We start from the raw sequence: 25,422 nt of genomic DNA, 5'->3' as shown, positions 1-25,422 counted from the left end.
GGTCAGCCTTTCACGGCACCGGCGGTCAACCCGCTGACAATCTGGCGCTGGAAGAAAAGGATCAGCACAAAAAGCGGTGCTGTCGCTGAAATCACAGCAGCCACAGCAAACATCACGTTGCCTTTGGTCTGGGTCGTTCCAAGGAAAGACGCGATCTTGGGGATCATCGTCTGATTATCCTTTTCCAACAACAACGCAGTCACAGCGAAATCGTTGTAGGCCAGCAGGAATGAAAACAGCCCCGTGGTGATCACGCCCGGCCACATCACCGGCAGGATCACATGGCGGAACGCCTGAATGCGGTTGCAGCCGTCGACCATGGCGCTTTCATCCAAATCCTTGGGGATGTTGCGGAAGAAGGACGTCATCATCCACAGGCTGAACGGCTGATTGATGGCCACCAACACAATGATCGTCGTCGACAGATGCCCCCAAAGGTTCCATTCAAAGAAGGGCAAAAGGTAGCCCGACACCAATGTGATGGGCGGCATGGCCCGAAAGATCAGGGCCGCGATCAGGAACCAGAAGGCGTAGTTATAAGTGGACCGCGACAGCGCATAGCCCGCCAAGGTCGAACAGGTCAGAGAGATCGTGACCACAAAGAAACACACGATGGCGGAATTCATGACAGCGCGCCAGAACTCCTCCTGTACCCATGCGCCGTAATAGCCTTGGCCGGTGAAGGCACCGCCGGTCTCGGAAATCGTCAACTCCCCTGTCAGGGCATTGGTCCAATCCGCCTTCGAGAAGAAATCGCCCTCGACCTTGAACGACCCCCAAAGGGTCCACAGGAACGGCACCGCCGCCATGATCAGCCAGACCACAAGGAAGGTGGTCAACAGCGCCGACAGATAGCCCGGCAATTTGCGTTGGGTGGGGGAATGGGACATCGCTTACGCTCTCTTGAAGTCGCGCCACGTGCGCACGAGGACGGGGGACAACAGGATGCCGACACAGATCACGGTCAGCACCGATGTGGCGGCGGCGGAATTGAACAGCACTGTTTCCCCTGTCAGATCGGACAGGATGTAGGTGGACAGGGATTGGGCGTGGGCCTCAGCGCTGAAGGAAATCAGCGGCTCAAACACGCGGAAATTGTCCATCAACTGGATCAGCGCCACAAAGGTCACCAGCGGCATGATGTGCGGGATCGTCACATAGCGCACCCGCTGCCATCGGTTCGCCCCGTCAATCATCGCGGCCTCGTTGGTGTCTTGGTTCACGGTCTGCAAACCGGCGTAGAACACCACAAAGGCAAAGGGCGCAGAGTGCCAGATGCCGTAGACCATCAACATGATCCACATCATCGGCGTTGACGCCTTCACGGACAAATCGGGATCATCGGCCAGCCATTGAATCGCTTGTCCCAGAATACCGCGCGCATCGACCATCCAGAACAGCACCAGCGACCCCACGATGGGGTTGATGATAAACGGCAGCAGTGAGACGAAAATCAGCGGGCCACGGATGGCCTTGGCCGCCGAATTCACCGCCACCGCAATGGCAAAGCCCAGCGCGATCGTCAGCGGTGTGACGATAAAGGTGAACGTCAGGGTGAACACAATGGCCGAATAGAACGGCAGGTTCATGACCTTCGTCCACCATTCACCCCATGTGTCGGACGACGACCAGGCATCGGCCAGTTCGGCAAAGGCCAGATGCCCTCGGTTGATGTAGTTGTCCATACCGACCCACCGGCCCAAAGGTTCGGCCTCACGCAGGGCTTGCGTGGCCTCTTGGTTGACGGCGGTGGTTTGGGTGCAGCCGAACGGGCCGCAGTTTTCCACGACTTCGATCACCTGTTCATGCTGGGCATGAAACGACTGGATCACCACCGAAATGACCGGAAAGACGATCAGCGCGATCATGGCGATCAGCGACGGGGCCACAAATAAAAGGAAGGTCTTGTGTCTCACGCGGAACCCTCAGGTCTGGATCGTGGGGAAGGTCGAAGAAAAAGAGGGGGGAAGGACCGGCACGCAAACCGCGCCGGTCCAGATCGTGCTTACTGGATGAAGCCTGCTTCGGTGGCAGCAGCCGTGTAGGCGGCTTCCACATCGGCCAAAGCCTGCTCAGCGGATTCGTTGCCCTGCATAAAGTCGGACAGTTCATTGCCGAGTGCTGTGTGCAGCAGACCCTGATAAGGCACCATTGGGTAAGGCTTGGACCCGGCTGCTACGGACGCCAGAACGCCTTCGTTCACCGTTTGGGGTTCAAACCCTTCGATCAGCCACACAGCCTGCGACATGGTCTCGTCGTTCAACAAAGCAGGCGATACGGCATGGGCCAGCGCCTGGAAGGTCGCGGCTGCGTCCTCGTCAGAGATGTTCTTGGCCACAGTCCAGCCGTCCCACCACAGTGTCGTCGCAGGCACACCGCTGTCACCCACCATCAGCGGACCGCTGACCATGGTGTTGGAATAGACTTCTTCGGCGGAACCTTCGTCGTCCATCAGAACGCCCGTACGGGAGCCCCACATGTTCATCAACGCCACATTGCCAGCTTCCCATTCAGCGGAGGTCGCGTTGCTGTCATGGGTCAGGAAGTCGGGGTTCATATACTCGGACAGCGCTTTCATCATCTCACGCGTGGCCACACCGGCCTCGTTGTTGATGGACACGTTCGCAGTTCCGGCTTCAAAGAATTCGCCGCCGTGGCCGATGTACATGTTGTTGAATTCCTGCGCGAGGTTCCAACCGGAGGCATAAGCGCCGCCCAGCGGGTTCTCCAGCAGGCCCTGCTCACGGATGGTTTCAGCCGCGGCCAGAACCTCTTCGTAGGACGTGGGCACTTCAAGACCTGCGGCCTCAAGGATGTCGGCGCGGTACACAAGGTGCTGCGCGTTGGCCATGAAGGCAATCGCCATGATCTGACCATCGACAGAAATCTTCATGTGGTCCGGAATGTCGGCACCGTATTCGGCAACCAGATCATCCAGCGGCTGGATCACGTCTTCGTTCAGCAGTGCCACGATGGATGAGTTCGCAACGATCGCGGATGTGTATTCCGCCGGATCGCCCGTCATGCCAGGCACGTTGAGCGACTGGTGATCGGCTGTCAGGTTTGCTTCGGCTTCCAGCCCATCGCAGGATTGGGCCAAGGCCGCGACCGATTGGATCGCTGGGAATTCGTTGCCGATGATGCTCAACCGGCCTTCGGCGGTACAGCTGTGGCCATCTGCGTAGGCGGCTGTGCCCATTGTCAGCACAGCGGCTGTTGCGCCCATAAGTTTCGTCATTTTTGTCATTTTGGTCTCCCGTTGGTGCAGCTTTTCGGGACGCAGAGCGGTTCAACGAATCGCACCTGCGCCATGCATACGTTTGCAATGAAACGACCTCGACCACCGCTTTGCAAGACAAAATGAATAAAATACGCCGAAGCTACGAATTTATATTTCCCGCAACGACCATTCAGCAAAAACATCTTGCGCAGCCGCCAGAATCGGAACTAAACCTGTTGCATACGTTTGCAAGAAAGGGTCGCGAAATGGCCGAAATCCAGCTCAAGAACATCTCGAAACGGTGGGGCAGTTTTGTCGGCGTCGATAATTTCGACTTAACAATCGCGGATCAAGAATTTCTGGTCCTGCTTGGCCCGTCAGGCTGCGGCAAGACAACGACCATGCGGATGATTGCGGGGCTCGAAGATGTCACCGAAGGCGACATTCTGGTCGATGGGAAACGTATCAACGATCTGGACCCCAAGGATCGCGATTGCGCGATGGTGTTCCAGTCCTATGCGCTTTACCCCAATCTGGACGTCTACGAAAACATCCGTTTCCCGCTGCGTATGCGCAAGGTGCCGAAAGCCGAACACGACGAACGGGTGATGCGCGCCGCAGAGATGGTGGAACTCAAGGATTTCCTGCATCGCAAACCGGCGGAACTGTCGGGCGGCCAACGTCAGCGCGTGGCGCTGGCCCGTGCCGTGGTCCGTGAACCAAATGTGTTCTTGATGGACGAACCGCTGTCCAATCTGGACGCCAAACTGCGGGTCAGCACCCGCGCGCAGATCAAAAACCTGAGCCATGAACTTAAGACCACAACTGTCTATGTGACCCATGACCAGATTGAGGCCATGACCCTGGCCGACCGCGTGGTTGTCATGTCCGCAGGCGTGGTTCAGCAGGTGGGCACCCCTACCGACATCTACGACAACCCCGCCAACACCTTTGTGGCCAGCTTTATCGGCTCCCCCGCCATGAACCTTATTGACGGGAACATCGAAAACGGCACCTTCACCTGCCCCGGTGTTACGATCAAAGGTCTGGACAGCACCCATGCGGGCAAGGTCACCTTGGGGTTCCGCGCCGAGGACTGCATCGTCGGCAGCCCCAACCCCACGATCGAAAAACCCGTCTACTCGTTGGAATTGTTGGGCGACGCCACCATGGTCACCTTCCGCGTGGGCGACGCCATTGCCTCCGTCAAAGCCGACAAAGACTTCCGCGCTGAAATTGGCGATGTGGTCTCGGCCGAAATTCCGGCCACCCTGTGCCATCTGTTCGACGCCACCTCGGGCGAGCGTTTGTAACCCATGACCGCCCAGACGGCATACGACTACATTGTCGTCGGCGCGGGCTCTGCGGGCTGCGCGGTCGCGGCAGGCCTGATCGCGCGTGAGGCGGGGACCGTCGCCGTGGTTGAGGCCGGACCGTCCGACAAACACCCGTTTGTCAAAATCCCCATGGCACTGATCTGGCTGATGGGATCGCGCCGGGATTGGCGGTTCAAATCCGCACCAATGGACGGAGTGAACGGGCGGCAAATCAACATTCCCCGTGGCCGCATGATCGGCGGGTCCGGGTCAATCAACTCCATGGTCTGGTTTCGGGGCCGTGCGTCTGATTTTGACGGCTGGAACGTGCCCGGCTGGGGCTGGTCCGACGTCGCCCCCGTCTTCGACGAGGTTGAAGCGCGCACGACACCCGACCGTCTGACCGATCCCCACCCCCTGACCGAGAACCTGCATCATCTGTTCGGCGGCAATGGGACCGCGCCACCAACGCCGGACTATGAAAGTGCGGGCGTGTGCCACTTCAACCTGCGCAACGGCCGCCGCTGGTCTGCCGCCGATGCCTTCCTGCGCCCCGCCGCCGGCCCCGCCTTGACCGTGATGACAGGACACGAGGTGACCCGTCTGCACATCAAAGGCGACCGCGTGGCAGGCATCTATCTGGGCGACGCATTGGTCAGCGCCACCAAAGGCGTGATTTTGTCTGCAGGCTCTATCGGGTCGCCTGATATCTTGATGCGATCAGGCATTGGCCCGAAGGAAAGTGTGGTGGATCAAGTGGTTGACGCCCCCGAAGTTGGGCAGAACCTGCATGATCACCCCGGCTGCGGGATGCATTTTTCTGGCTCTGAGAGCGGCTATGGCCTGACTGCGCGGCAGGCGTTCCAATGGCTCACAGCCCCCCTGAACCTGTTGCGCGCGCGCGGTCCGCTGGCCTCGCCCACGGTCGAGGGTGCGGCCTTTTTCAACGCACGTGGCACCGCTGCTGACCCCGACGTCCAGTCCCACTTTATCCCGTTTTTCATGAACCACGCCGGATCACGCTATGCGCCCGGCTCCGGTTATTTTGCCGATGTCTGCGTCTGCCGCCCCAAATCGCGCGGTGCCCTGACCCGCCGCAACGGCATGCTGAACATCGACCTTGGTCTGTTCGGGGATGAGGACGACCTCGACACCCTTACCTATGGTCTTTTGCGTCTGCGGACCCTCATGGCCGACGCCATGGGCGACGATGCCGCCCCCGAAATGTATCCCGGCGGGGCGGCGACCTCCTTTGATGAAATGCGCGACCACGTGCGCGCCAACGCAGGCACGGCCTATCACCCCGTTGGCACGCTTCGCATGGGCGCAGATGATGCCGCCCCCGTCACCCCCACCTGCAAGGTCCGCGGCGTGAACGGCCTTTGGGCCGCTGACGCCAGCATCATGCCATCCGTGACCTCCGCCAATACGAACGCCCCCTCGATGATGATCGGCCACCGGGCCGCGTCCTTCATCGCCGCCTGAAGAAAGGATTCGACATGACCATCCGCCATCTGAAGACCGCCCGCTCCGAAGAAGCCCGCGCCGAAGACGATGCGAAAACCCGTAAGATCGTCGAAGACGCGCTTGCACAAATCGAACAAAAGGGCGACGCAGCGGTGCGTGAAATGTCCGTGAACTTCGACAAATATGATCGTGACACGTACCGGCTGACCGAAGACGAAATTCAGGCCCTGATCGCAAAAGTCTCCCCCCAAGACATGGCCGACATCAAATTCGCCCAGGAACAGGTCCGAAATTTCGCCCAAGCCCAGCGCGACAGCATGCTGGATATCGAAATCGAAACGATGCCAGGCGTGGTCCTCGGCCACAAAAACATCCCCGTGCAATCGGTGGGATGCTATGTGCCGGGCGGCAAATTCCCGATGGTCGCCTCCGCGCATATGTCCGTGGCCACGGCGTCCGTCGCCGGTGTGCCCCGCATCATCGCCTGCACCCCGCCGTTCAAGGGTGAACCGAACCCCGCCGTGATCGCGGCCATGCACTTGGGCGGCGCGCATGAAATCTACGTTATGGGCGGCATTCAGGCCGTGGGGGCCATGGCCATCGGGACTGAGACGATTGATCCTGTCCACATGCTCGTTGGTCCCGGCAATGCCTTCGTAGCCGAGGCAAAACGCCAGCTCTTTGGCCGTGTGGGCATTGATCTCTTTGCAGGCCCCACGGAAACCATGGTCATCGCGGATGAGACCGCCGCCGATGGCGAACTTTGCGCCACCGACCTTCTGGGGCAGGCCGAACATGGCTACAATTCCCCCGCAGTGCTGCTGACAAATTCCGAAAAGCTGGCCCAAGACACCTTGCGCGAAATTGACCGTCTGCTGGGGATCATTCCCACCGCCGACACCGCCCGCACCAGCTGGGAAGACTACGGCGAGGTCATCGTCTGCGACACCTATGACGAAATGTTGCAGGTGGCCGACGACATCGCCTCCGAACACGTGCAAGTCATGACTGACCGCGATGATTGGTTCCTCGAGAACATGACCTGCTATGGCGCGCTGTTTCTGGGCGCGCGCACCAACGTGGCCAACGGCGACAAGGTCATCGGCACCAACCACACTTTGCCCACCAAAAAAGCGGGGCGATACACGGGCGGTCTTTGGGTCGGCAAGTATCTGAAAACCCACAGCTATCAAAAGATCACAACCGACGAGGCCGCCACCTTGATCGGTGAATACGGGTCGCGCCTGTGCATGCTCGAAGGCTTCGTGGGCCACGCCGAACAATGCAACATCCGTGTGCGCCGACACGGTGGGATCAACGTCCCCTACGGCGAAGGCGCGCCCTATCGGAATGCCGCCGAATGACCGCCCATCCGGCCCTGATCCCCTATCAAACCGCGCTGAATTGTGTGACCCAAGACGCCCGCGCGGCGGTCGATGGGACCTTCGCGCCGGATGCACAGATCCACCTGTGCCACCCCTTCGGCACGGTTGCAGGCAACGCCCTATGGGACACCGCCTTTGCGCCGCTGCTGGCGGCCATGCCGGACCTTGAACGTCGCGATATGATCGTGCTGAACGGCACCACGCCCGCCGATCACAAGGAGGGGGGGCAGACTTGGGTCGGCTGCATGGGCAACTATATGGGCACCATGGTGGCCCCATGGACGATTCAAGGCCACCACATCCCGCCTACGGGCCACCTAACCCACATGCGGTACCACGAATTTTTTCGCGTCGACGGGGATCAGGTGGTTGAAGCCCAGATTATCTGGGACATCCCCGAACTGATGATGCAGGCCGGGGCTTGGCCTATGGTCCCACAGCTTGGAAAATACCTGTGCACCCCCGCCCCCATGACGCAGGACGGCTTGACGGCCTCCGGGGACGGACAAGCGACCATGGATCACGTCATCGCCATGTTGACCGACCTGTGCAAACACCCCGCGCAGGGCGGACCGGAGGTTATGAACCTCGAAACCTATTGGCACGACCGTTTCAACTGGTACGGGCCCGCAGGCATCGGCACCGGACGCGGCATCGCCGGGTTCAGAAACTGGCACCAAATCCCGTTCCTGCGTGCCATGCCGGACCGCAAACTGGATGCCATGGGGGACCTCATGTCCCATTGGTTCGCCCAAGGGGATTATGTCTGCGAAACCGGCTGGCCCAATATGCGCCTGACGCTGACAGATGACGGCTGGATGGGAATCGCCCCCGCAGGGCGCGAGGTCCTGCTGCGGTCGTTAGATTTCTGGCGCATGGACGGCGGTAAGATCCGCGAAAACTGGGTCCTTGTGGATCTGTTGGATCTTTATGCCCAATGCGGCGTCGATGTCCTCGCCCGGATGTCGGACTTCAACAAAGCGCGCAACATCGGCCCCATCAGCCTGCCCGAAGGCCAATTCTGATGCGTGCGCCTGCCTCATACTCAGGGCTTGAAACTTTGGGCCGTGTGCGGCTGGGCCAGCATTACTTCATGCGCGATTTCCTCTATTCCGAAATCGGCAACTTCCACGGCGTCCCGAACGTCCCCAATGATCCCGACCTCGCGATCGCCGCAGGCCGCGCCCTTTGCACACACTTACTAGACCCGATGACCGACACCTTCGGGCCGTTGCACATCCGCTCCGCCTACCGCTCACCCACGCTCAACCACTACGGGGCCACACAGGCCAAACCCCAACGATGTTCGGCCAATGACAAAAACCATGCAGGCCACATCTGGGACATCCGCGACAAAGACGGCCATATGGGGGCCTGTGTCAGCGTCGTCGTCCCGTGGTTCGCCGACCAATTCGAACAAGGCCGCGACTGGCGTGATCTGGCGTGGTGGGTCCACGACCACCTGCCCTACTCGGCCATGTATTTCTTCCCCAAACTCGCCGCCTTCAACCTGACGTGGCACGAAAATCCCGTCCGTTCGATCCACAGCTACGTCAGTCCCAAAGGCACCTTGCTGGCCGCAGGTGCCGACCCTGACGAAACGCCCGCAATACGCGCGAAACGCTACGCCGACTTCCCCCCCTTGCGCGGTATCGCCTACCCGCCCCAACCACAAGCCTGGCGCATATGATCTTCGTTTTGCCCAAAATACTCCCGCCGGAGGCGCAAATCCTTTCAAAGGATTTGCCCCGAAATTTTCGTAGAAAATTTCGCCCCCGCCCCGCAGGGACAGCCCGTCTAAAATGGAACACACCATGACCCTGCCCCGCACTCCTTCCTTTTCCCTGGCCGGCAAGCGCGCTCTGGTCACTGGTGCCACCTCGGGCATCGGCGAAGGCTGCGCCGTGGCACTGGCCGAAGCCGGGGCCCACGTCACACTCGTGGCGCGCACGGCAGACGCGGTTCGAAAACAGGTCGAGGCGTTTCAGGCCCAAGGCTGGGCTGCCGCAGCCCTGCCCCTCGACATCTCCGACATTACAGCGACCGAGGCCGCAATCACGGATCACGGCCCCTTCGATATCTTGGTCAACTCCGCCGGCCTCGCCCGTCATGCGCCCGCCATCGACACCACCGAGGCTGATTACGACACTGTGACGGACCTCAACGTCAAAGCGGCCTACTTCCTGACCCGCGCTGTGGCCAAGGGATTGATCGCGGCGGGCAAACCCGGATCCTTGATGAATATCTCCAGCCAGATGGCCCATGTGGGCGGCATCGACCGTGCGGTTTATTGTGCCACCAAACACGCTCTCGAAGGGATGACAAAATCCATGGCGATCGAATGGGGGCCCCATAAAATCCGCGTCAACACCATCTGTCCCACGTTCATCCGCACGCCCTTGGGCCAACAAACCCTTGATATCCCCGAACGTCGGGCATGGATCGAAAGCAAAATCAAACTTGGCCGTGTGGGTGAGGTAGAGGACATCATGGGCGCCACCACCTTCCTCGCCTCAGACGCCGCGGCGCTGATCACCGGCACATCGCTTCTCATTGATGGAGGGTGGACCGCAGGCTGATGGCAAACAAGGTAACATCTTTACAGGTCGCCAAGGCCGCAGGCGTCAGCCAATCGGCGGTCAGCCGCGTCTTTTCCGGTGCCTCCGCGTCCGCGGCCACGGCCAAGAAAGTACGCGCCGCCGCCGAAGCCTTGGGGTATCGCCCCAACGTCCTCGCCCGTGCGATGATCACCGGCAAATCGCGCACCATCGGGCTGATCGTGGCCTACCTCGACAATCAGTTCTACCCCGAAGCGCTGGAACGGCTGTCCAATGCGTTGCAGCAAAATGGCTATCATATCTTGCTGTTTACGCTGCCAAATTCCTCGGACGGCATTGAAACCGTGGTGCAGGATATGCTGGACCATCAGGTGGAGGGCATCATTGCGGCCTCCGTTTCCATGTCGTCGCAGCTGACTGATCTGTGCGCCAAATCCGGCATTCCCGTTGTGCTGTTCAACCGTGGCCAGCCCGGCAGCGGGCTGTCGTCGGTGACCTCGGCCAACATCAAAGGCGGGCGCATGGCGACGCAAGCCCTGATCGACGCAGGCCACACACGCATCGCCCATATCGCAGGCTGGGAAGGATCGTTGACAGGGCGTGACCGCCAGCAAGGGTTTGAAGAGGCCATGGCCGATGCAGGCCTGCCCCCTTTCGCCATCGTGGACGGCATGTACAACCGCGATATCGCCGCGACCTCCGCCCGCCAATTGATGACCGGCGATGTGCGCCCCGACGCCATTTTCGTGGGCAACGATCACATGGCCTTTGCCGTCATCGAAACGATCACTGCCATGGGCTTTGCGATCCCCGATGATGTGTCGATTATCGGCTATGACGACACGCCGCTGGCCGCTTGGCCCAGCTTTGATCTGACCACGGTCCGCCAGCCTGTGAACCGCATGGTTGAGGCCACGGTCACGACCCTCATGTCGGCGATCGCAGGCGCGGAAACCTACACGCAATCCATCGAAATCGACGGCCCGCTAATCCAACGCGGGTCCTCCAAACCACCCAAAGGACCATGGAAATGAAGGGCTTTTCCCAGAAATTCAAAGACTTCCCAGACTACATTATCAAGATCACTAAAGAGATCTGGGAGGACCGTGGCGTGGGGACGCTGCATGACTATTACCACCCCGATATCGTCGTGCGCTCCCCCATGGGGATCCAAAAGGGCAATGCGGCGGTGATGGCGTCAACCATGGCCACGATCAATGAATTCCCCGATCGGGAGCTTTTTGGCGATGACGTGATCTGGTCTGACGACCCCGAATTTGGGCTGCTGTCATCCCACCGTCTGATCACCCGCGCCACGCATTTGCACGACGGCCAGTTTGGACCCGCCACGGGCAAACCCTGGACCGTGCGCGTCATTGCCGATTGTGCCGCCAAGGAAAACACCATCTACGACGAATGGCTGATCCGCGACTATGGCGGCATCGTCCGCCAGCTGGGCCATGATCCCAAGGGCTTCACGCAAAACATGATTGATATGGAAGGCGGGCCGCAGATGGCGCGCAAGCCGTTCACGCCCGACCAAGACGTGGACGGCGGGTATAATTCCAAAGGCAACGACAACGTTTGGGGTCGACGTTATGCAGATACTTTGCAGCAGATCATGGACCTTGATTTCCATTGTATCCCAAAGGATTACGACCGGTCGGTGAACTGCGAATACGCAGGCGGCCTATCCGTTCTGAGCCACGACAGCGTGACAAAGTTCTGGCTTGGCCTGCGGTCGTCTTTTCCCGATGCCACCTTCACGATCCACCACCAGATCGGCATGGACGGCGACATGCTGCCCCCGCGCGCATCGGTCCGTTGGTCGCTGGACGGGACCCATTCTGGGTGGGGCACCTTCGGGGAGCCCACCGGCGCGCCGGTCCACGTCATGGGCATGTGCCACGCAGAATACGGCCCCTTCGTGAACGCCGATGGCCCACAAGACGCTACCATCCGACGCGAATGCGCGCTCTACGATGAAATCGCGATTTGGAAACAAATTCTGATGTATGCGCAGGCTGGATAATTCGGCTTTTTGAGTATTTTTGGCAAAACGAAACCACATCCCCACCCCAGAGGATCCGTCATGACCCACCCTGATATGGAAGCCCGCATCGTCCGCTACGGTGATCTGAAGCCGTGCAAAACGGCCTTTATCGATGCCCATACGCCGGGCAGCGACCAGAAAGAGAATTTCACGATCATCGGGGGCGGCGTCTCTGAAAGCCCTGATCAACATGTGCATATCGGTCTGCCGCATGGGTTCAACATCGGGGCTGCGGGCCAGCCGCCGCGCGTGCGCAACTCCCTGCATGATCACCACACGGCCGAGGTTTTCTTTGTCCTCAAAGGCAAGTGGCGGTTTTTCTGGGGCAGGTGGGGCGACGCGGGTGAGGTCGTTCTGGAAGAGGGCGACATCTTTAACATTCCCACGGGCATTTTTCGCGGGTTTGAGAATATCGGCACGGATTACGGGATGATCATGGCGATCCTCGGCGGGGATGATGCCGGAGGCGGTGTCATGTGGGCGCCGCAGGTGATTGAAGACGCTGCCGATCACGGGCTGATTTTAGGCGAGAATGGCAGGCTCTATGACACGAAACGACAGCAAAAACTGCCAGATGGCGTGGCGCCCATGCCGCTGATGACGGATGAGGAACTGGCTAAGCGGCCGGAACCCACGACGGCGGATGTCCTGCCCAACCACGTGGCACGGTATTGGGATATGATGGCCTTGGCGGATCGCAAACCGGTCAACGTGATCGGGGAACATGGCCTTTTGCGCGACAAACCGGGGTTCGAGGTTGATTTCATTACCCGCGGGTCAGCGACAGAGGCCAAGCACAGCCACCCCCATCCTTCCGTTTTGATGCCCATGCGCGGCCATTGGAAAATCCGCTGGGATGCGGCGGGCGGACATCCCGCCGGAGAGGCCACCTTAGCCCCCGGTGACACCATGTCGGTGCCTGAAAACATGCCCCATTCCGCGGTGCCATCCATGACCGGAGAGGCAAGCTTGTATCACGTAGTGGCCACAGGCGATCCGGCGGGACATACTTGGACCGGCTAGACGCCCATTCTTTAAAACCATAAACCTCGAAAGGTTTCGAAATGACTAAAATCCTCACCTCTCACGTAGGCTCCCTTCCCCGCACGCAAGAGGTGGTCGATTTCATCTTCGCCCGAGAGCAAGGCCGCGACTATGACCAAGCCGCATTCGATGCCTGCATGACCAAAGCCGTCGGAGAAACCGTTGCAAAACAAAAGGATGCCGGTGTTGACATCGTGTCCGATGGGGAGACCTCGAAGATCAGCTATGCCACCTACGTCAAGGATCGTTACACCGGTTTTGACGGGGACAGCCCGCGCAATGCGCCTGCGGACCTCAAGAAATTTCCAAGCTTCCTCAAACGGTTGGCTGACGATGGCGGCACCCCGCAATATGCGCGGCCCATGTGTGTGGGGCCTGTGAAATCCAAAGGTCAGGGGGAACTTGAAAAGGATATCGCGAACCTCAAGGCGGCGATGGCTGCCTCTGACATTGAACGCGGGTTTATGAACGCTGCGTCACCCGGTGTTATCTCCTTGTTTTTGCAAAACGATTTCTACGCATCACGGGACGAATACCTTGCGGCCTTGGCCGATGCCATGCGCGAAGAATATCGCACGATTGTGGATGCGGGCCTTGATGTGCAGCTCGATTGTCCCGACCTCGCCCTGTCGCGCCATATGTTGTTCAACGACCTGAGCGATGACGAATTCCTGAAAATCGCGAATTCTCATGTTGAGGCCCTGAACCATGCTCTCGAAGGGATCGATCCCGCGCGCGTAAGGGTCCATATTTGTTGGGGAAACTACGAAGGCCCCCATGTCTGTGACATTCCCATGTCCAAGATGTTCGATACGTTGATGGCGACAAATGCGTCCTATGTTTTGTTCGAAACATCGAACCCGCGTCACGGCCACGAATGGGCCGTGTTCCGAGATCGAAAGGCCGATATTCCCGACAATAAGATACTGGTGCCCGGCGTTGTCGACACGACCACCAACTTTGTGGAACACCCCGACCTTGTTCAACAGCGGATCGAACGGTTTGTTGATATCGTGGGCCATGACCGAGTCATCGCAGGATCAGATTGTGGTTTTGGAACCTTCGCCGGTTTCGGCGCCGTGGACCCCGAAATCGCCTATGCCAAGCTTGGCGCGCTGTCTGTGGGGGCATCTCAGGTCAAATGACCCTTGTTTTACTACCCGGCATGATGTGCGACGGGCGGCTGTTCCAACATATGCAACCCCACATCTGTCTTGATATTTCTCAACATGACACGGTTGAGGCACTGGCCGCGGATGTCTTGTCAAACGCCCCCGAAACTTTTGCCTTGGGCGGGCTGTCCATGGGCGGGATCGTGGCCATGGAGGTCATCAAACAGGCCCCCGAGCGCGTCACACAGCTGATCTTGATGGACACGAATTGCGAAGCGGAGGCGGACAAGATCAAAGCCATGCGCGCCCCGCAAATCGCCAAGGCCGAGGCGGGCGGGCTGCGCGCCGTGATGCGCGATGAGATGAAGCCGAACTACCTCGCTGATAGTCCCCAAAGGGACACGGTTTTAGACCTGTGTATGGATATGGCGATGGACCTTGGGCCTGAGGTTTTTACCCGTCAATCCCGTGCATTGATGTCCCGTCCGGATCAGAAGAACACTCTGAAATCGTGGGACAAACCCACGCTGATCCTCACTGGGGCGGAGGATCGGCTGTGTCCGCTGCACCGCCACACCCTGATGGCCGATTTGATGCCGCAAGCCCGCCTGAGTGTCATCGAAAATGCAGGACATCTGCCGACGTTGGAGCGCCCCGATGAAACGCGCGCGGAAATCCTGCGCCTGCTTAACTGATTATCAAACCTTTTGAGTGAGAGTTGTCGTGCGCTTTCACCTTGGACGTCCGCCCGAACCCGATACACTGAAAGGATGGATACACCTTATTATGCCCCGACCGGCGGCCACCCGCCGCAATCGCAATTGCTGACGGATCGCGCCGTCTTTACAGATGCTTACGCCGTCATCCCCAAGGGCGTGATGCGCGATATCGTAACTTCGAACCTGCCCTTTTGGGACAAGACCCGCGCCTGGATACTGGCCCGCCCTTTGTCCGGATTTGCCGAAACCTTCAGCCAGTACATCGTTGAAGTGGCCCCCGGTGGCGGATCAAACCGGCCGGAAACCGAAGCAGACGCGCAGGCCGTGCTGTTTGTGGTGGCGGGCCAATCGACCCTCACGATTGATGGCGCAGTACACACGCTGTCCCCGGGCAGCTACGCCTATATCCCCGTGGGTGCGCAATGGACGATCCTGAACACAACGGATGAGGCCTGTACCTTCCATTGGATCCGCAAAGCCTATGAATGGGTCGAAGGCATCGACGCGCCACCTGCCTTTGTCACATCTGACCAAGACGTGGCCCCGACCGAAATGCCCGATACCAACGGCGTCTGGGCGACCACCCGTTTTGTGGACCCCAGCGATATGCGCCACGATATGGCCGTGACCATCGTCACGTTCCAGCCGGGCGGCGTCATCCCGTTTCTGGAAACCCATGTCATGGAGCACGGTCTGTACGTTCTCCAAGGCAAGGCCGCCTACCGGTTGAACCAAGACTGGGTGGAGGTTGAGGCCGGCGATTTCATGTGGCTGCGCGCGTTTTGCCCGCAAGCCTGCTATGCCAGCGGGCCGGGTCCCTTCCGGTATCTATTGTACAAGGACGTCAACCGGCATCCGGGCCTTTAGGCCCCGCCCCACCGCAACCAACAAAAAAGCCCCCGTCGTGGACGGGGGCTTTCGCGTTTATGTCAGCCGGTTCAGGCGTCCATGTCTTTTGGCAAAACCAAGTTCAGGAAGATCGCCATCAGCGCCGTAGGCGCCACAGCGGAAGTCGCCAGCGTCTTTACAACATTAGGCAAATACTGAACGGCGGTCGGCACAAGGTTCAGACCCAAGCCAAAAGCCAGCGACACCGCGATGATAATCATCGTGCGGCGCGTCATCTTCTCTTCGGACAAAACGTTGAGGCCAGCCGCCGCAACCATGCCGAACATCACGATCACACCACCGCCCAGAACGGGCAACGGCATGGATGCGATGACTGCACCGACCTTGGGCACCAGACCACACACGATCATGATCAGACCCGCAATCGTCACCACGTGGCGGGACATGATGCCCGTCATGTCAACGATGCCGACGTTCTGGCTGAACGACGTGTTGGGCAGGCCGCCAAAGACACCGGCCACTGCCGTGCCAAGACCGTCCGCATAGGTCGCACCGGCGATTTCTTCGTCGGTGGCGTCGCGGTTTGCGCCCGCTTTGGCTGTGGCGGAGGCATCGCCCACCGTTTCAATCGCGGAGACGATCGACACCAAAGTCACGGCAATCACAGCGCCAAGGTTGAATTCAAAACCGTAAGGCAAGGGCTGGATCGCTGTGATCCAGGCCGCGCCGGCCACAGGCGCGAAATTCACCATGCCCAACGCAAACGCCAAGGCGTAACCGGCCAAAAGGCCAATCAAAATGCCCGACGCCGACAGAATGCCTTTGGTGAAGAACTTCACCGCCAACGCCACGACGATCACGGTCAAAGCCACGGACCAGTGTTTCAGGGACCCAAAGCTTTCAGCCGCCATCTGGAAATCGGCAGCCCCACCGGCGGCGTATTTGATCGCGACCGGAATAAGGTACAGACCAATGGCCAAAATCACGAGGCCCGTGATCAGCGGCGGAAACAGCCAGCGCAGGTTCTTGATCACCGCACCCAGCAAAAAGTGGATCGTGCCGCCGATGATACACGCGGTCAGCGCGACACCAAGACCCATGGTCGCCGCGATCCCTGCAAGAACGCCCACAAAGGCAAAGGACGTGCCCTGCATGATCGGCAACCGCGCGCCAATGGGGCCAATGCCCACGGTCTGGAAAACCGTCGCAATACCCGCAAACAGCATGGCCATCTGGATCAGGTAGATCTGTTCTTCGCCGCCAAAGGCCAATCCCGCAGCGCCAGCCACGATGATAGATGGCGTCACGTTAGAGGCGAACATCGCCAAAACATGTTGTAATCCCAATGGGATAGCCTGCCCAATGGGCGGCGTTACATTTGGATCCGTATAAGTGGTGTCAGTCATATTGTGTCCCTTCAAGGTGTGGTGCCCGTCTGACGCGGGCTTGGTCTACGGCGCGATGATGTAAGGCTCATCGAACCGATATTCTTCTAGGTTGGGTTCAGGCCCGATCCGGTCGATGACCGCAAACAGACCCGGCGCTTGGAGCGGGGTCAGCACCCCGTGCCATGTGTTCCGGTGAATGTTGATCGCTTGGCCGGCTGCTGTGATGAACGCCTGCGGCTGGCCCGGCACGCCGCCATCATCCTCGGCCACGATGACCAAGAACGGATGCTGGTGCATGGGCACAAAGGCCTGCGATCCAAGGGGGTGTCGTTCCATCAAATCAAGGGTGTAGGGAAAGCTGCGGGGCGTTGCGTCAAACAGGCTGAGCCCTGAAAGCCCCCCACCAAAGTCGAGCCGTGCCCGATCATGAAACCGGCCACACATGTTCTGATTGATCATCACATCTGGCGTGCCCGAACAATCCAAAACGTCCCCAAATGCTGCAAATCCAGCGTCCGTCAAAGGTTGGGGCCGGATCTGCGTCATCCCAACAAATCCTTCAGACGAAATTCCGCGATCCGTTCCACCTGACGGCAGGCTTCTGCGAACTCGGCCTCGGTGGAATGGTCGATCCGGCGTTGAAAATTCTCAACAATCGAGGATTTCGTATGATCGCGCACCGCAATGATAAAAGGGAAACCGTGCTTTTCCACATATTCGGAATTGAGGGTTTCGAACCTTGCGCGTTCGTCGTCTGTCAACGCATCCAGGCCCGCACCGGCCTGTTCATGGGTGCTTTCTGCGGTGAGCTTTTTGGCGGTGGCGAGTTTGCCAGCCAAATCAGGGTGGGCGCGCAAAACGCCCAACCGCTCGTCATGGCTGGCGGTTCGGAACACGCGGCTGAGGGCTGCGTGAACGCCCGTCGCCGTGTCGTGGGTCGGTCCAAGCTCCAGATCAAAAGCCCGCTCTGCAATCCATGCGGAATGTTCGAATATCCCACCAAAATTGTCCACGAACGTGGCCTGATCCATGTCAGATGGACGCGGGCGGCGCTGGTGCGGATGGGTCGCCGCCCAATGATCGGCGATCTCTTCTCTGGTGGCGAACCAGACGTCAGCATGCCCTTGAACATATTCGATAAATTGCCGCAAAGCCTGCGCCCGACCAGGACGTCCGACAAGGCGACAATGCAGACCAATGGACATCATGCGCCCGCCCTCTGCATAAAGCTCGTCGAAGGTGGCTTTCAGATAATCGAGGAACTGCGCGCCGGCATTGAACCCTTGCGGCGTGGCAAAGCGCATGTCGTTGCAATCCAATGTGTATGGCACGATCAGCTGGTCGTGGTCCCCGAATTCGCCCCAGTAGGGCAGATCATCGGCATAGCTGTCGGCCACATATTTCAACGCGCCCGTTTCTGCGGCCAGCCGGATCGTGTTTTCAGAGGACCGGCCCGTGTACCACCCGCGCGGTGGGCTGCCGACGATCTCCTCATGCAGCCGCAACGCCTCTGCGATCTGCGCGCGCTCCTCTGCCTCGGGCATGTCCTTGTGCTCGATCCACTTCAGGCCGTGGGATGCGATTTCCCATCCGGCCTCTTTCATCGCTTTTACCTGTTCGGGTGCGCGGGCCAGTGCGGTGGCCACGCCGTACACTGTGATCGGCAGATGGGCCAACATGCGGTGCAACCGCCAGAACCCGGCGCGCGCACCGTATTCATAGATCGATTCCATATTCGCATGACGCTGCCCGGGCCAAGCGGCGGCCCCCACGATCTCTGACAGAAATGCCTCTGATGCGGCATCGCCGTGCAGGATGTTATTTTCGCCACCCTCTTCATAATTCAGCACAATTTGCACAGCCACGCGCGCGCCACCTGGCCAATGCGCCTCAGGCGGGGTTGCCCCGTAACCGGTCATATCGCGAGGGTAGCGCGGTGGCTGTGTCATATCTTATCCCGTTGGCTGTCAAAAGGTTAATGCATAAGAGGCCGTCGCATTTATAGGGAATTCTTGAAAGACTGTCTGATTACCCTTGTTTGCCTTGTTGTTCAGCCACACCCAGATACACTGTGGAAAACGGAGGCACATCATGTCCGGATATCTCACCACCCACATCCTCGACACCGCGCGCGGCCTGCCCGCCGAAGGCATCAACATTGCGTTGTTCAAAATCGAAAACGGGGAACGACAGAAAATAGCCGAGACCGTGACCAACAGCGACGGGCGGACAAATGCCCCCATTTTGCCCGCCGAGGCCTTTGAAGTCGGGCAATATGAGCTTGTCTTTTTCTGCGGTGAATACCTCGAAAACCACGGTCTGGCCGAGGGAGGCTTGAAGTTTCTTGATGATATCCCGATCAGGTTCGGCATGGATGACCCAGCCGCCCACTATCACGTGCCGCTGCTTCTTTCGCCCTACGGATATTCGACCTACCGCGGCAGCTGAACACTTGCTTGCGCCGCGCGAACGGCGGTGCCGATCCGGACGGTCATGAACTCCATAAACAGACGCGCCTTAGGGTCCTGCCGCCGCCTGTGGGTGTAAAGACAGGCCATTTGCACCGGCACGGGCGGCGTTTCTTCCGCCACGGGGACCAAAGCGCCTGAATTCAGGTGATCGGCCACCTCAAACACGGGCTTCATGGCGATCCCCTCACCGCCCAGCGCCCATTCGGTCAGGACGTCCCCGTCGTCACATTCATATCGCCCCGCCACGCGAAACCGTTGCGGCCCGCTGGGCGTTTGCAACCGCCATTGAAATTCGGTGGCGCCTGGATAGCGCAGGTTCAAACAGTTGTGCCGGTCTTCGACCAAGGCCTGCCCGTCGAGGGGATTGCCGTATTTCGCGATGTAGCCCGGCGATGCCACAAGAACGCGGTCGCAATCCGCCACGGGCCTGATCCGCAGATTGCTGTCAGCGGGTTCCCCCAAAAAGAACGCGATATCAAGGCCTTCGGTGGTGATATCCACTTTGCGATCCGTCAGGCGCAGACGAATATCGATCAGCGGATATCGTTCCGCAAAGTCGGGCACGCGGGGGGCCACCAACCGCCGCCCCATCCCCAAAGGCGCTGCCACATACAGCGATCCTTTGGGATTTTCTGTGATGCCTGCCACCTGCCCCTCCGCCTCATCGACGGCATCCAAAATCGCCACCGCCCCGCCATAAAACGCGCGCCCCTGCTCTGTCGGGGTCAGGCTGCGGGTTGTGCGCTGGAAAAGCCGCACATTCAGATGCTCTTCAAGCGAGGAAATCCGCGAGGACGTCACCGCAGGCGAAATCCTCAGATCACGACCGGCCGCCGACATGGATCCAAGGTCATAGACGCGCACGAATGTGCGGATATTATCGAGATAGGACATTATTCTGCTTTTCTTGATAGAGCCTAGGCGTCTGATGGAATAGCAAAACAAAAATCCGCGCAATAGGGTCGCGAAATGCCACCACATTAACCAAGCCAAGGGATCGACCATGTATGATGTTGCTATTTTATGGGATTGGTTCGCATTCGCCGTGCGGTGGTTGCATGTGATCACGGCCATGGCGTGGATCGGCGCGTCCTTCTATTTCATCGCACTCGACCTGATGTTGAAGCCCGCCGATGACCTGCCCGATGGGGCAACCGGCGAGGAATGGGAGGTCCACGGCGGCGGCTTTTACAACACGGTGAAATACAACGTGGCCCCTGACCGCCTGCCCGAGCATCTGACCTGGCACAAATGGCAAAGCTACTGGACGTGGCTGTCGGGTGCCGCGCTGTTGATGATCGTCTATTGGGTCGGCGGGAAGCTGTATCTGATCGACACCGCCAAGGCCGATCTGGCGCTGTGGCAGGGCATTGCGATCTCAGCCCTGTCGCTTACCATCGGCTGGATCATCTATGACGCCCTGTGCAAATCGCCCCTTGGCGAGCGGCCTACAACCTTGATGTTGCTCCTTTTTGTCATGCTGGTCGCCATGTCGTGGGGCTATCACCAGATCTTCACCGGACGCGCGGCGATGCTCCATCTGGGCGCGTTCACGGCCACGATCATGACGGCCAACGTGTTCTTCATCATCATGCCCAACCAGCGCATTGTGGTGGCGGACCTTAAGGCGGGGCGCACGCCCGATGCCAAATACGGCAAAATCGCCAAGCTGCGGTCGATGCACAACAATTACCTCACCCTGCCGGTGATTTTCCTAATGTTGTCAAACCATTACCCCCTGGCCTTTGCCACAGACCATGCGTGGATCATCGCCGCTTTGGTCTTCTTGATGGGCGTCACCATCCGGCATTATTTCAACACCATACACCGCACCGGCAGCGGCCCCCATTGGACGTGGGGCGCGACCGTGTTGCTGTTCATCGCCATCGCGTGGCTGTCCACGGCCAACGTGTACATCCCCGTGGATGAGGCCCGCGCGCCCACGCCTTATGAGGAAACCTTCATCACCGCCGCTGGCTTTGATGAGGCACAGCGCATCGTCCTTGGCCGCTGTTCCATGTGCCACGCGCGGGAGCCGTTCTGGTCCGACACCCTGCACTGGGCCCCCAAGGGCGTGCTGCTGGAAACGCCCACCGACATCGCGCAAAACGCCCGCGCCATTTATCTGCAGGCGGGCATCAGTCACGCCATGCCCCCTGCAAACGTGACCTATATCACCGATGCGGAACGCCAGACCTTGGCGGCGTGGTACACCGCTGCGGGCCAGTACTGACCGCCCCCTTTTTATTGAGAATAATTCTCAATTGCATTGACTTCCCCGCATCGCGATACATACCTTTGTTGATCATGAACGGAGGTTTCCATGCGATTTCTCACCCTCACGGCCACCGCGATCTGCCTGTCGACCAGCGCCATGGCGCAGGATTTCAAAGTCGTGACCACCTTTACGGTCATCGCGGATATGGCCCGCAACGTGGCCGGGGACGCGGCGACGGTTGAATCCATCACCCGTGCAGGCGCGGAAATCCACGGCTATCAACCCACCCCGCACGATCTTTTGCGCGCCTCGGATGCGGATCTGATTTTGTGGAACGGCATGAACCTCGAGCTGTGGTTCGAACAGTTCATCGGCAACCTTGGCCCCATCCCGTCCGCCACAATTTCCGAAGGCATCGACCCCCTGCCCATCCGTGAGGGCAGCTACGAAGGTCTGCCCAACCCCCACGCCTGGATGTCGCTTAATAATGCATTGATCTATGTGGACAATATCGCTGCGACCATGTCAGAACATGACCCCGACAATGCCGCCACCTATGCTGCCAATGCCGCAGCCTATAAAGCCGAAATCACCGACACCATCGCCCCTCTGCGTGACCAAATCGAAGATATCCCCGAGGCCCAGCGCTGGCTGGTCACCTGTGAAGGCGCGTTCAGCTATCTGGCGCGGGATTTTGGCCTGCAGGAGGCGTACCTTTGGCCCATGAACGCCGACCAAACCGGCACCCCGCAACAGGTCCGTGCCGTCATCGACACCGTACGCGCCAATGACGTGCCTGCGGTCTTTTGCGAAAGCACGGTCAACACCGACCCCGCCGAACAGGTGGCCCGTGAAACCGGGGCGGCCTATGGCGGCGTACTGTATGTGGACAGCCTGTCGCTAGAGGACGGGCCCGTGCCCACCTATCTGGACCTGCTGCGCGTGACGACCGAAACCGTCGTGGAGGGCCTGACCCAGTGAACCTGCCGCCCCTCGACACCCGGCCGCCCCCCGCCCCGCACCAGACGTCCAAGAACCAAGCGGGGCTTTATGCCGATGGCGTGACCGTGACCTATCGCAACGGTACGACCGCGTTGAAAGACGCGTCTTTTGCCATCCCACGCGGCACAATTGCCGCGCTGGTGGGTGTCAACGGGGCGGGGAAATCCACGCTGTTCAAAGCAATCATGGGTTTTTTGCCTGCGGCGGGCGGTGAAATTGGCGTATTGGGCCAGACTGTCAAACAGGCGATCAAGGCGGGGATCGTGGCCTATGTGCCCCAGGCAGAAGAGGTCGATTGGTCGTTCCCCGTGCTCGTCGAAGACGTGGTCATGATGGGCCGCTACGGCCACATGGGCTTGCTGCGCCGCCCGTCAAAGAAAGACCACACCGCCGTCACCGACGCGCTGGCCCGTGTGGGCATGACCGACTTTCGCACCCGCCAAATCGGGGAGCTTTCGGGCGGCCAGCGCAAGCGCGTCTTCCTCGCCCGTGCTTTGGCGCAAAACGGTCAGGTGATCCTGCTGGATGAGCCGTTTACCGGCGTTGATGTCCAAACCGAAGAGGCAATCATCACCCTTTTGCAGGAATTGCGCGACGAAGGCCGCGTGATGTTGGTCAGCACCCATAACCTCGGCTCCGTGCCGGAATTTTGCGACCAGACCGTGCTGGTCAAAGGCACGGTCCTGAATTTCGGCCCCACCGAAGAGGTCTTTACAAAGACCAACCTTGAGGCCGCCTTTGGCGGTGTGTTGCGTCACTTCGTTCTGGGCGGCGATGACCTGCACGACGACGATGACCAACGTAAAGTCACCATTCTGACCGACGACGAACGCCCTTTCGTGATCTACGACGACCAGACCCGCACGCAGGCCCCGAAGGACGCGGAATGACGCTGCTGCTGGAACCCTTCACTTACAGCTTCATGGTGAACGCCATGGTGGTGTCATCACTGGTGGGGGCGGTTTGCGCGTTTTTGTCCTGCTACCTGATGCTCAAAGGTTGGTCGCTGATCGGTGACGCGCTGAGCCATTCGATCGTGCCGGGTGTGGCGGGGGCCTATATGTTGGGCCTGCCTTTTGCCCTGGGCGCGTTTTTGTCCGGCGGATTGGCGGCGGGGGCGATGATGTTTCTCAACCAGCGCACGGGGTTGAAAGAAGACGCCATCATCGGCCTGATCTTCACCAGCTTTTTCGGCCTTGGCCTGTTCATGGTCAGCGTGTCACCCGTGCCGGTGGACGTGCAGACCATTATTCAGGGCAATATTCTGGCCATCACGCCTGCGGACACTTTGCAACTGCTGATCATCGGCGGGGTCTGTCTGGTGGTGCTGTTGGCAAAATGGAAGGACCTGATGGTGGCCTTCTTCGATGAAAGCCACGCGCGGTCCATCGGGCTAAATCCGAACCGTCTGCGGTTCATCTTTTTCGTGCTGTTGTCGGCGGCCTGTGTCGCCGCCCTGCAAACCGTGGGCGCGTTTCTGGTGATCGCCTTGGTCATCACGCCTGGCGCCACGGCCTACCTTTTGACCGACCGCTTCCCGCGTCTTCTGGTGATCGCCGTGGCCATCGGCACGATCAGCAGCTTCGCGGGGGCCTATCTGTCCTACTTCCTTGATGGGGCCACGGGCGGCATCATTATCTCCCTGCAAACCACGCTTTTCGCGCTGGCGTTTTTCTTTGCCCCCAAGCACGGGCTGCTGGCCAATCGGGCACGAGCGCGGAGGGCGTTGCGTGGCTGACCTCCTCCTCCCCTTTCAATTCCCCTTCATGCACGGGGCCTTCTACATCGCCCTACTGATCGGCCCGCCCACGGCGCTGTTGTCGTGCTTTCTGGTCCTTAAGGGATGGTCGCTGATGGGGGATGCGGTCAGCCATGCGGTACTGCCCGGTGTGATTTTGGCCTATATTCTGGGCTGGCCGCTGATCGTGGGGGCCTTCATCGCGGGCATGGTCTGTTCGGTGCTGACCGGATATCTGGACGCCAATTCGCGGGTTCGTCAGGATACGGTGATGGGCGTGGTGTTTTCAGGCATGTTCGGGCTTGGGCTGGTTCTTTACACCAAGATTGAGACGAACGTGCACCTTGATCACATCCTTTTCGGCAACATGCTGGGCGTGACATCGGGCGATTTATGGACCTCGGGCGTGATTGGTGTGCTGGTCTGTGCGGCCCTGTTGATCAGCTGGAAAGACCTGCTGCTCAACGCCTTTGACCCCGCACAGGCGCGCGCCATTGGCCTGCCGGTTACCGTGCTGCACTACGGGCTGCTGACGGTGCTGTCGCTGACGATTGTGGCCACGCTGAAGGCCGTGGGCCTGATCCTCGCCATTGGTTTGCTGATCGCACCCGGTGCCATCGCGTTTCTGATCACCCGCCAGTTCCGCCACATGCTGGCGGTGGCGGCAGTTGCCTCCACCGGGTCACTTGTGGTCGGCGTTTACCTCAGCTTTTGGATCGGGTCGGACGCAGGTCCCACGGTGATCTTGGTGCTGACGGTGCTGTTCATACTGGCCTTCGTGCTGCGCATTACCCTGAACCGCAGACAAGAAGCGCGGCAGGTCTGACCGAACCGCGTGGTCGACATCCGCGCGCGCGCCTGCAAAGATCACCCCATCTGATA

The 25,422-nt window shown here is 59.6% G+C and carries 25 protein-coding genes; 18 read left to right on the top strand and 7 right to left on the bottom strand.

From position 1 onward, the window contains the following. Positions 1-2 precede the first annotated feature (2 nt). From ACTG36_RS08010 to ACTG36_RS08000, 3 genes are all read right to left on the bottom strand, one after another. Positions 3-890 (bottom strand): carbohydrate ABC transporter permease, encoded by an 888-nt coding sequence (locus ACTG36_RS08010; RefSeq protein WP_375280785.1) that lies wholly within the window; start codon positions 888-890, stop codon positions 3-5. Between the two features lie 3 nt (positions 891-893). Then, the gene (locus tag ACTG36_RS08005) at positions 894-1,916 is read right to left on the bottom strand and encodes a carbohydrate ABC transporter permease (protein WP_296420757.1); all 1,023 of its coding nucleotides are present in this window, start codon (positions 1,914-1,916) and stop codon (positions 894-896) included. A gap of 89 nt (positions 1,917-2,005) precedes the next feature. Continuing rightward, complete coding sequence (locus tag ACTG36_RS08000; RefSeq protein WP_439141954.1) at positions 2,006-3,247, bottom strand: ABC transporter substrate-binding protein; 1,242 nt, start codon at positions 3,245-3,247, stop codon at positions 2,006-2,008. A gap of 239 nt (positions 3,248-3,486) precedes the next feature. Between ACTG36_RS08000 and ACTG36_RS07995 the strand changes: the two genes are divergently transcribed. The 12 genes from ACTG36_RS07995 (at position 3,487) to ACTG36_RS07940 (ending at position 15,741) form a co-directional block, all read left to right on the top strand. Then, the gene (locus tag ACTG36_RS07995; RefSeq protein WP_439141952.1) at positions 3,487-4,533 is read left to right on the top strand and encodes an ABC transporter ATP-binding protein; all 1,047 of its coding nucleotides are present in this window, start codon (positions 3,487-3,489) and stop codon (positions 4,531-4,533) included. 3 nt (positions 4,534-4,536) lie between these two features. After that, on the top strand, positions 4,537-6,021 hold the full coding sequence (locus ACTG36_RS07990) for a GMC family oxidoreductase (protein WP_375280788.1): 1,485 nt from the start codon (positions 4,537-4,539) through the stop codon (positions 6,019-6,021). 14 nt (positions 6,022-6,035) lie between these two features. Further along, on the top strand, positions 6,036-7,367 hold the full coding sequence (gene hisD, locus ACTG36_RS07985) for a histidinol dehydrogenase (protein WP_375280789.1): 1,332 nt from the start codon (positions 6,036-6,038) through the stop codon (positions 7,365-7,367). Next, the gene (locus tag ACTG36_RS07980; protein ID WP_375280790.1) at positions 7,364-8,413 is read left to right on the top strand and encodes an ester cyclase; all 1,050 of its coding nucleotides are present in this window, start codon (positions 7,364-7,366) and stop codon (positions 8,411-8,413) included. The genes hisD and ACTG36_RS07980 overlap by 4 nt, the downstream gene beginning before the upstream one ends. Next, positions 8,413-9,078 carry a hypothetical protein gene (locus tag ACTG36_RS07975; RefSeq protein WP_375280791.1) on the top strand — a complete coding sequence of 222 codons (666 nt, stop codon included), beginning with the start codon at positions 8,413-8,415 and terminating at the stop codon, positions 9,076-9,078. Before ACTG36_RS07980 ends, ACTG36_RS07975 begins: the two co-directional genes overlap by 1 nt. A gap of 124 nt (positions 9,079-9,202) precedes the next feature. After that, complete coding sequence (locus ACTG36_RS07970; RefSeq protein WP_375280792.1) at positions 9,203-9,967, top strand: SDR family NAD(P)-dependent oxidoreductase; 765 nt, start codon at positions 9,203-9,205, stop codon at positions 9,965-9,967. Continuing rightward, positions 9,964-10,980, top strand: a complete 1,017-nt coding sequence (locus ACTG36_RS07965) for a LacI family DNA-binding transcriptional regulator (protein WP_375280837.1) — start codon at positions 9,964-9,966, stop codon at positions 10,978-10,980. The genes ACTG36_RS07970 and ACTG36_RS07965 overlap by 4 nt, the downstream gene beginning before the upstream one ends. Beyond that, positions 10,977-11,978, top strand: coding sequence for a nuclear transport factor 2 family protein (locus ACTG36_RS07960; RefSeq protein WP_375280793.1), 1,002 nt, complete (start codon positions 10,977-10,979; stop codon positions 11,976-11,978). The genes ACTG36_RS07965 and ACTG36_RS07960 overlap by 4 nt, the downstream gene beginning before the upstream one ends. Positions 11,979-12,038: 60 nt before the next feature. Beyond that, entirely contained in the window at positions 12,039-13,022 is a 984-nt protein-coding gene (locus ACTG36_RS07955; RefSeq protein WP_375280794.1) for a cupin domain-containing protein, read from the top strand. A 41-nt stretch (positions 13,023-13,063) separates the two neighbouring features. Beyond that, complete coding sequence (locus tag ACTG36_RS07950; protein WP_375280795.1) at positions 13,064-14,188, top strand: cobalamin-independent methionine synthase II family protein; 1,125 nt, start codon at positions 13,064-13,066, stop codon at positions 14,186-14,188. After that, positions 14,185-14,850 carry an alpha/beta fold hydrolase gene (locus ACTG36_RS07945; RefSeq protein ID WP_439141948.1) on the top strand — a complete coding sequence of 222 codons (666 nt, stop codon included), beginning with the start codon at positions 14,185-14,187 and terminating at the stop codon, positions 14,848-14,850. Before ACTG36_RS07950 ends, ACTG36_RS07945 begins: the two co-directional genes overlap by 4 nt. A gap of 75 nt (positions 14,851-14,925) precedes the next feature. Next, positions 14,926-15,741: a bifunctional allantoicase/(S)-ureidoglycine aminohydrolase gene (locus tag ACTG36_RS07940; RefSeq protein ID WP_375280797.1), complete on the top strand. Its 816-nt coding sequence runs from the start codon at positions 14,926-14,928 to the stop codon at positions 15,739-15,741. Positions 15,742-15,812: 71 nt separating this feature from the next. Here ACTG36_RS07940 and ACTG36_RS07935 read toward each other — a convergent pair whose 3' ends face one another. The 3 genes from ACTG36_RS07935 to puuE are packed head-to-tail and all read right to left on the bottom strand — an operon-like array spanning position 15,813 to position 19,060. Continuing rightward, positions 15,813-17,129: a uracil-xanthine permease family protein gene (locus ACTG36_RS07935; protein WP_439141946.1), complete on the bottom strand. Its 1,317-nt coding sequence runs from the start codon at positions 17,127-17,129 to the stop codon at positions 15,813-15,815. A 45-nt stretch (positions 17,130-17,174) separates the two neighbouring features. Continuing rightward, the gene (locus ACTG36_RS07930) at positions 17,175-17,657 is read right to left on the bottom strand and encodes an ureidoglycolate lyase (RefSeq protein ID WP_375280799.1); all 483 of its coding nucleotides are present in this window, start codon (positions 17,655-17,657) and stop codon (positions 17,175-17,177) included. After that, positions 17,654-19,060 carry an allantoinase PuuE gene (gene puuE / locus ACTG36_RS07925; RefSeq protein ID WP_375280800.1) on the bottom strand — a complete coding sequence of 469 codons (1,407 nt, stop codon included), beginning with the start codon at positions 19,058-19,060 and terminating at the stop codon, positions 17,654-17,656. Before puuE ends, ACTG36_RS07930 begins: the two co-directional genes overlap by 4 nt. 142 nt (positions 19,061-19,202) lie before the next feature. Between puuE and uraH the strand changes: the two genes are divergently transcribed. Next, positions 19,203-19,559, top strand: coding sequence for a hydroxyisourate hydrolase (gene uraH / locus ACTG36_RS07920; RefSeq protein WP_375280801.1), 357 nt, complete (start codon positions 19,203-19,205; stop codon positions 19,557-19,559). Here uraH and ACTG36_RS07915 read toward each other — a convergent pair. Next, on the bottom strand, positions 19,544-20,476 hold the full coding sequence (locus tag ACTG36_RS07915) for a LysR family transcriptional regulator (protein WP_375280802.1): 933 nt from the start codon (positions 20,474-20,476) through the stop codon (positions 19,544-19,546). The two genes, uraH and ACTG36_RS07915, sit on opposite strands and share 16 nt — an antisense overlap. Before the next feature lie 109 nt (positions 20,477-20,585). Between ACTG36_RS07915 and ACTG36_RS07910 the strand changes: the two genes are divergently transcribed. The 5 genes from ACTG36_RS07910 to ACTG36_RS07890 all read left to right on the top strand — a co-directional run bounded on the left by ACTG36_RS07910 (position 20,586) and on the right by ACTG36_RS07890 (position 25,366). Further along, the gene (locus ACTG36_RS07910) at positions 20,586-21,815 is read left to right on the top strand and encodes a urate hydroxylase PuuD (protein ID WP_375280803.1); all 1,230 of its coding nucleotides are present in this window, start codon (positions 20,586-20,588) and stop codon (positions 21,813-21,815) included. Between the two features lie 90 nt (positions 21,816-21,905). Beyond that, complete coding sequence (locus ACTG36_RS07905; RefSeq protein ID WP_375280804.1) at positions 21,906-22,781, top strand: metal ABC transporter substrate-binding protein; 876 nt, start codon at positions 21,906-21,908, stop codon at positions 22,779-22,781. A gap of 2 nt (positions 22,782-22,783) precedes the next feature. Next, positions 22,784-23,692, top strand: a complete 909-nt coding sequence (locus ACTG36_RS07900) for a manganese/iron ABC transporter ATP-binding protein (protein WP_375280838.1) — start codon at positions 22,784-22,786, stop codon at positions 23,690-23,692. Further along, on the top strand, positions 23,689-24,540 hold the full coding sequence (locus ACTG36_RS07895; RefSeq protein ID WP_375280805.1) for a metal ABC transporter permease: 852 nt from the start codon (positions 23,689-23,691) through the stop codon (positions 24,538-24,540). Before ACTG36_RS07900 ends, ACTG36_RS07895 begins: the two co-directional genes overlap by 4 nt. Positions 24,541-24,568: 28 nt before the next feature. Beyond that, positions 24,569-25,366 (top strand): metal ABC transporter permease, encoded by a 798-nt coding sequence (locus tag ACTG36_RS07890; protein ID WP_375280839.1) that lies wholly within the window; start codon positions 24,569-24,571, stop codon positions 25,364-25,366. Positions 25,367-25,422 lie beyond the last annotated feature (56 nt).

Source organism: Pseudooctadecabacter sp., from assembly GCF_965657175.1.
In the GTDB taxonomy this organism is placed as follows: domain Bacteria; phylum Pseudomonadota; class Alphaproteobacteria; order Rhodobacterales; family Rhodobacteraceae; genus Octadecabacter.
The sequence above is the reverse complement of the archived record's forward strand: the minus strand, read 5'-3'. Positions and strand labels throughout refer to the sequence as shown.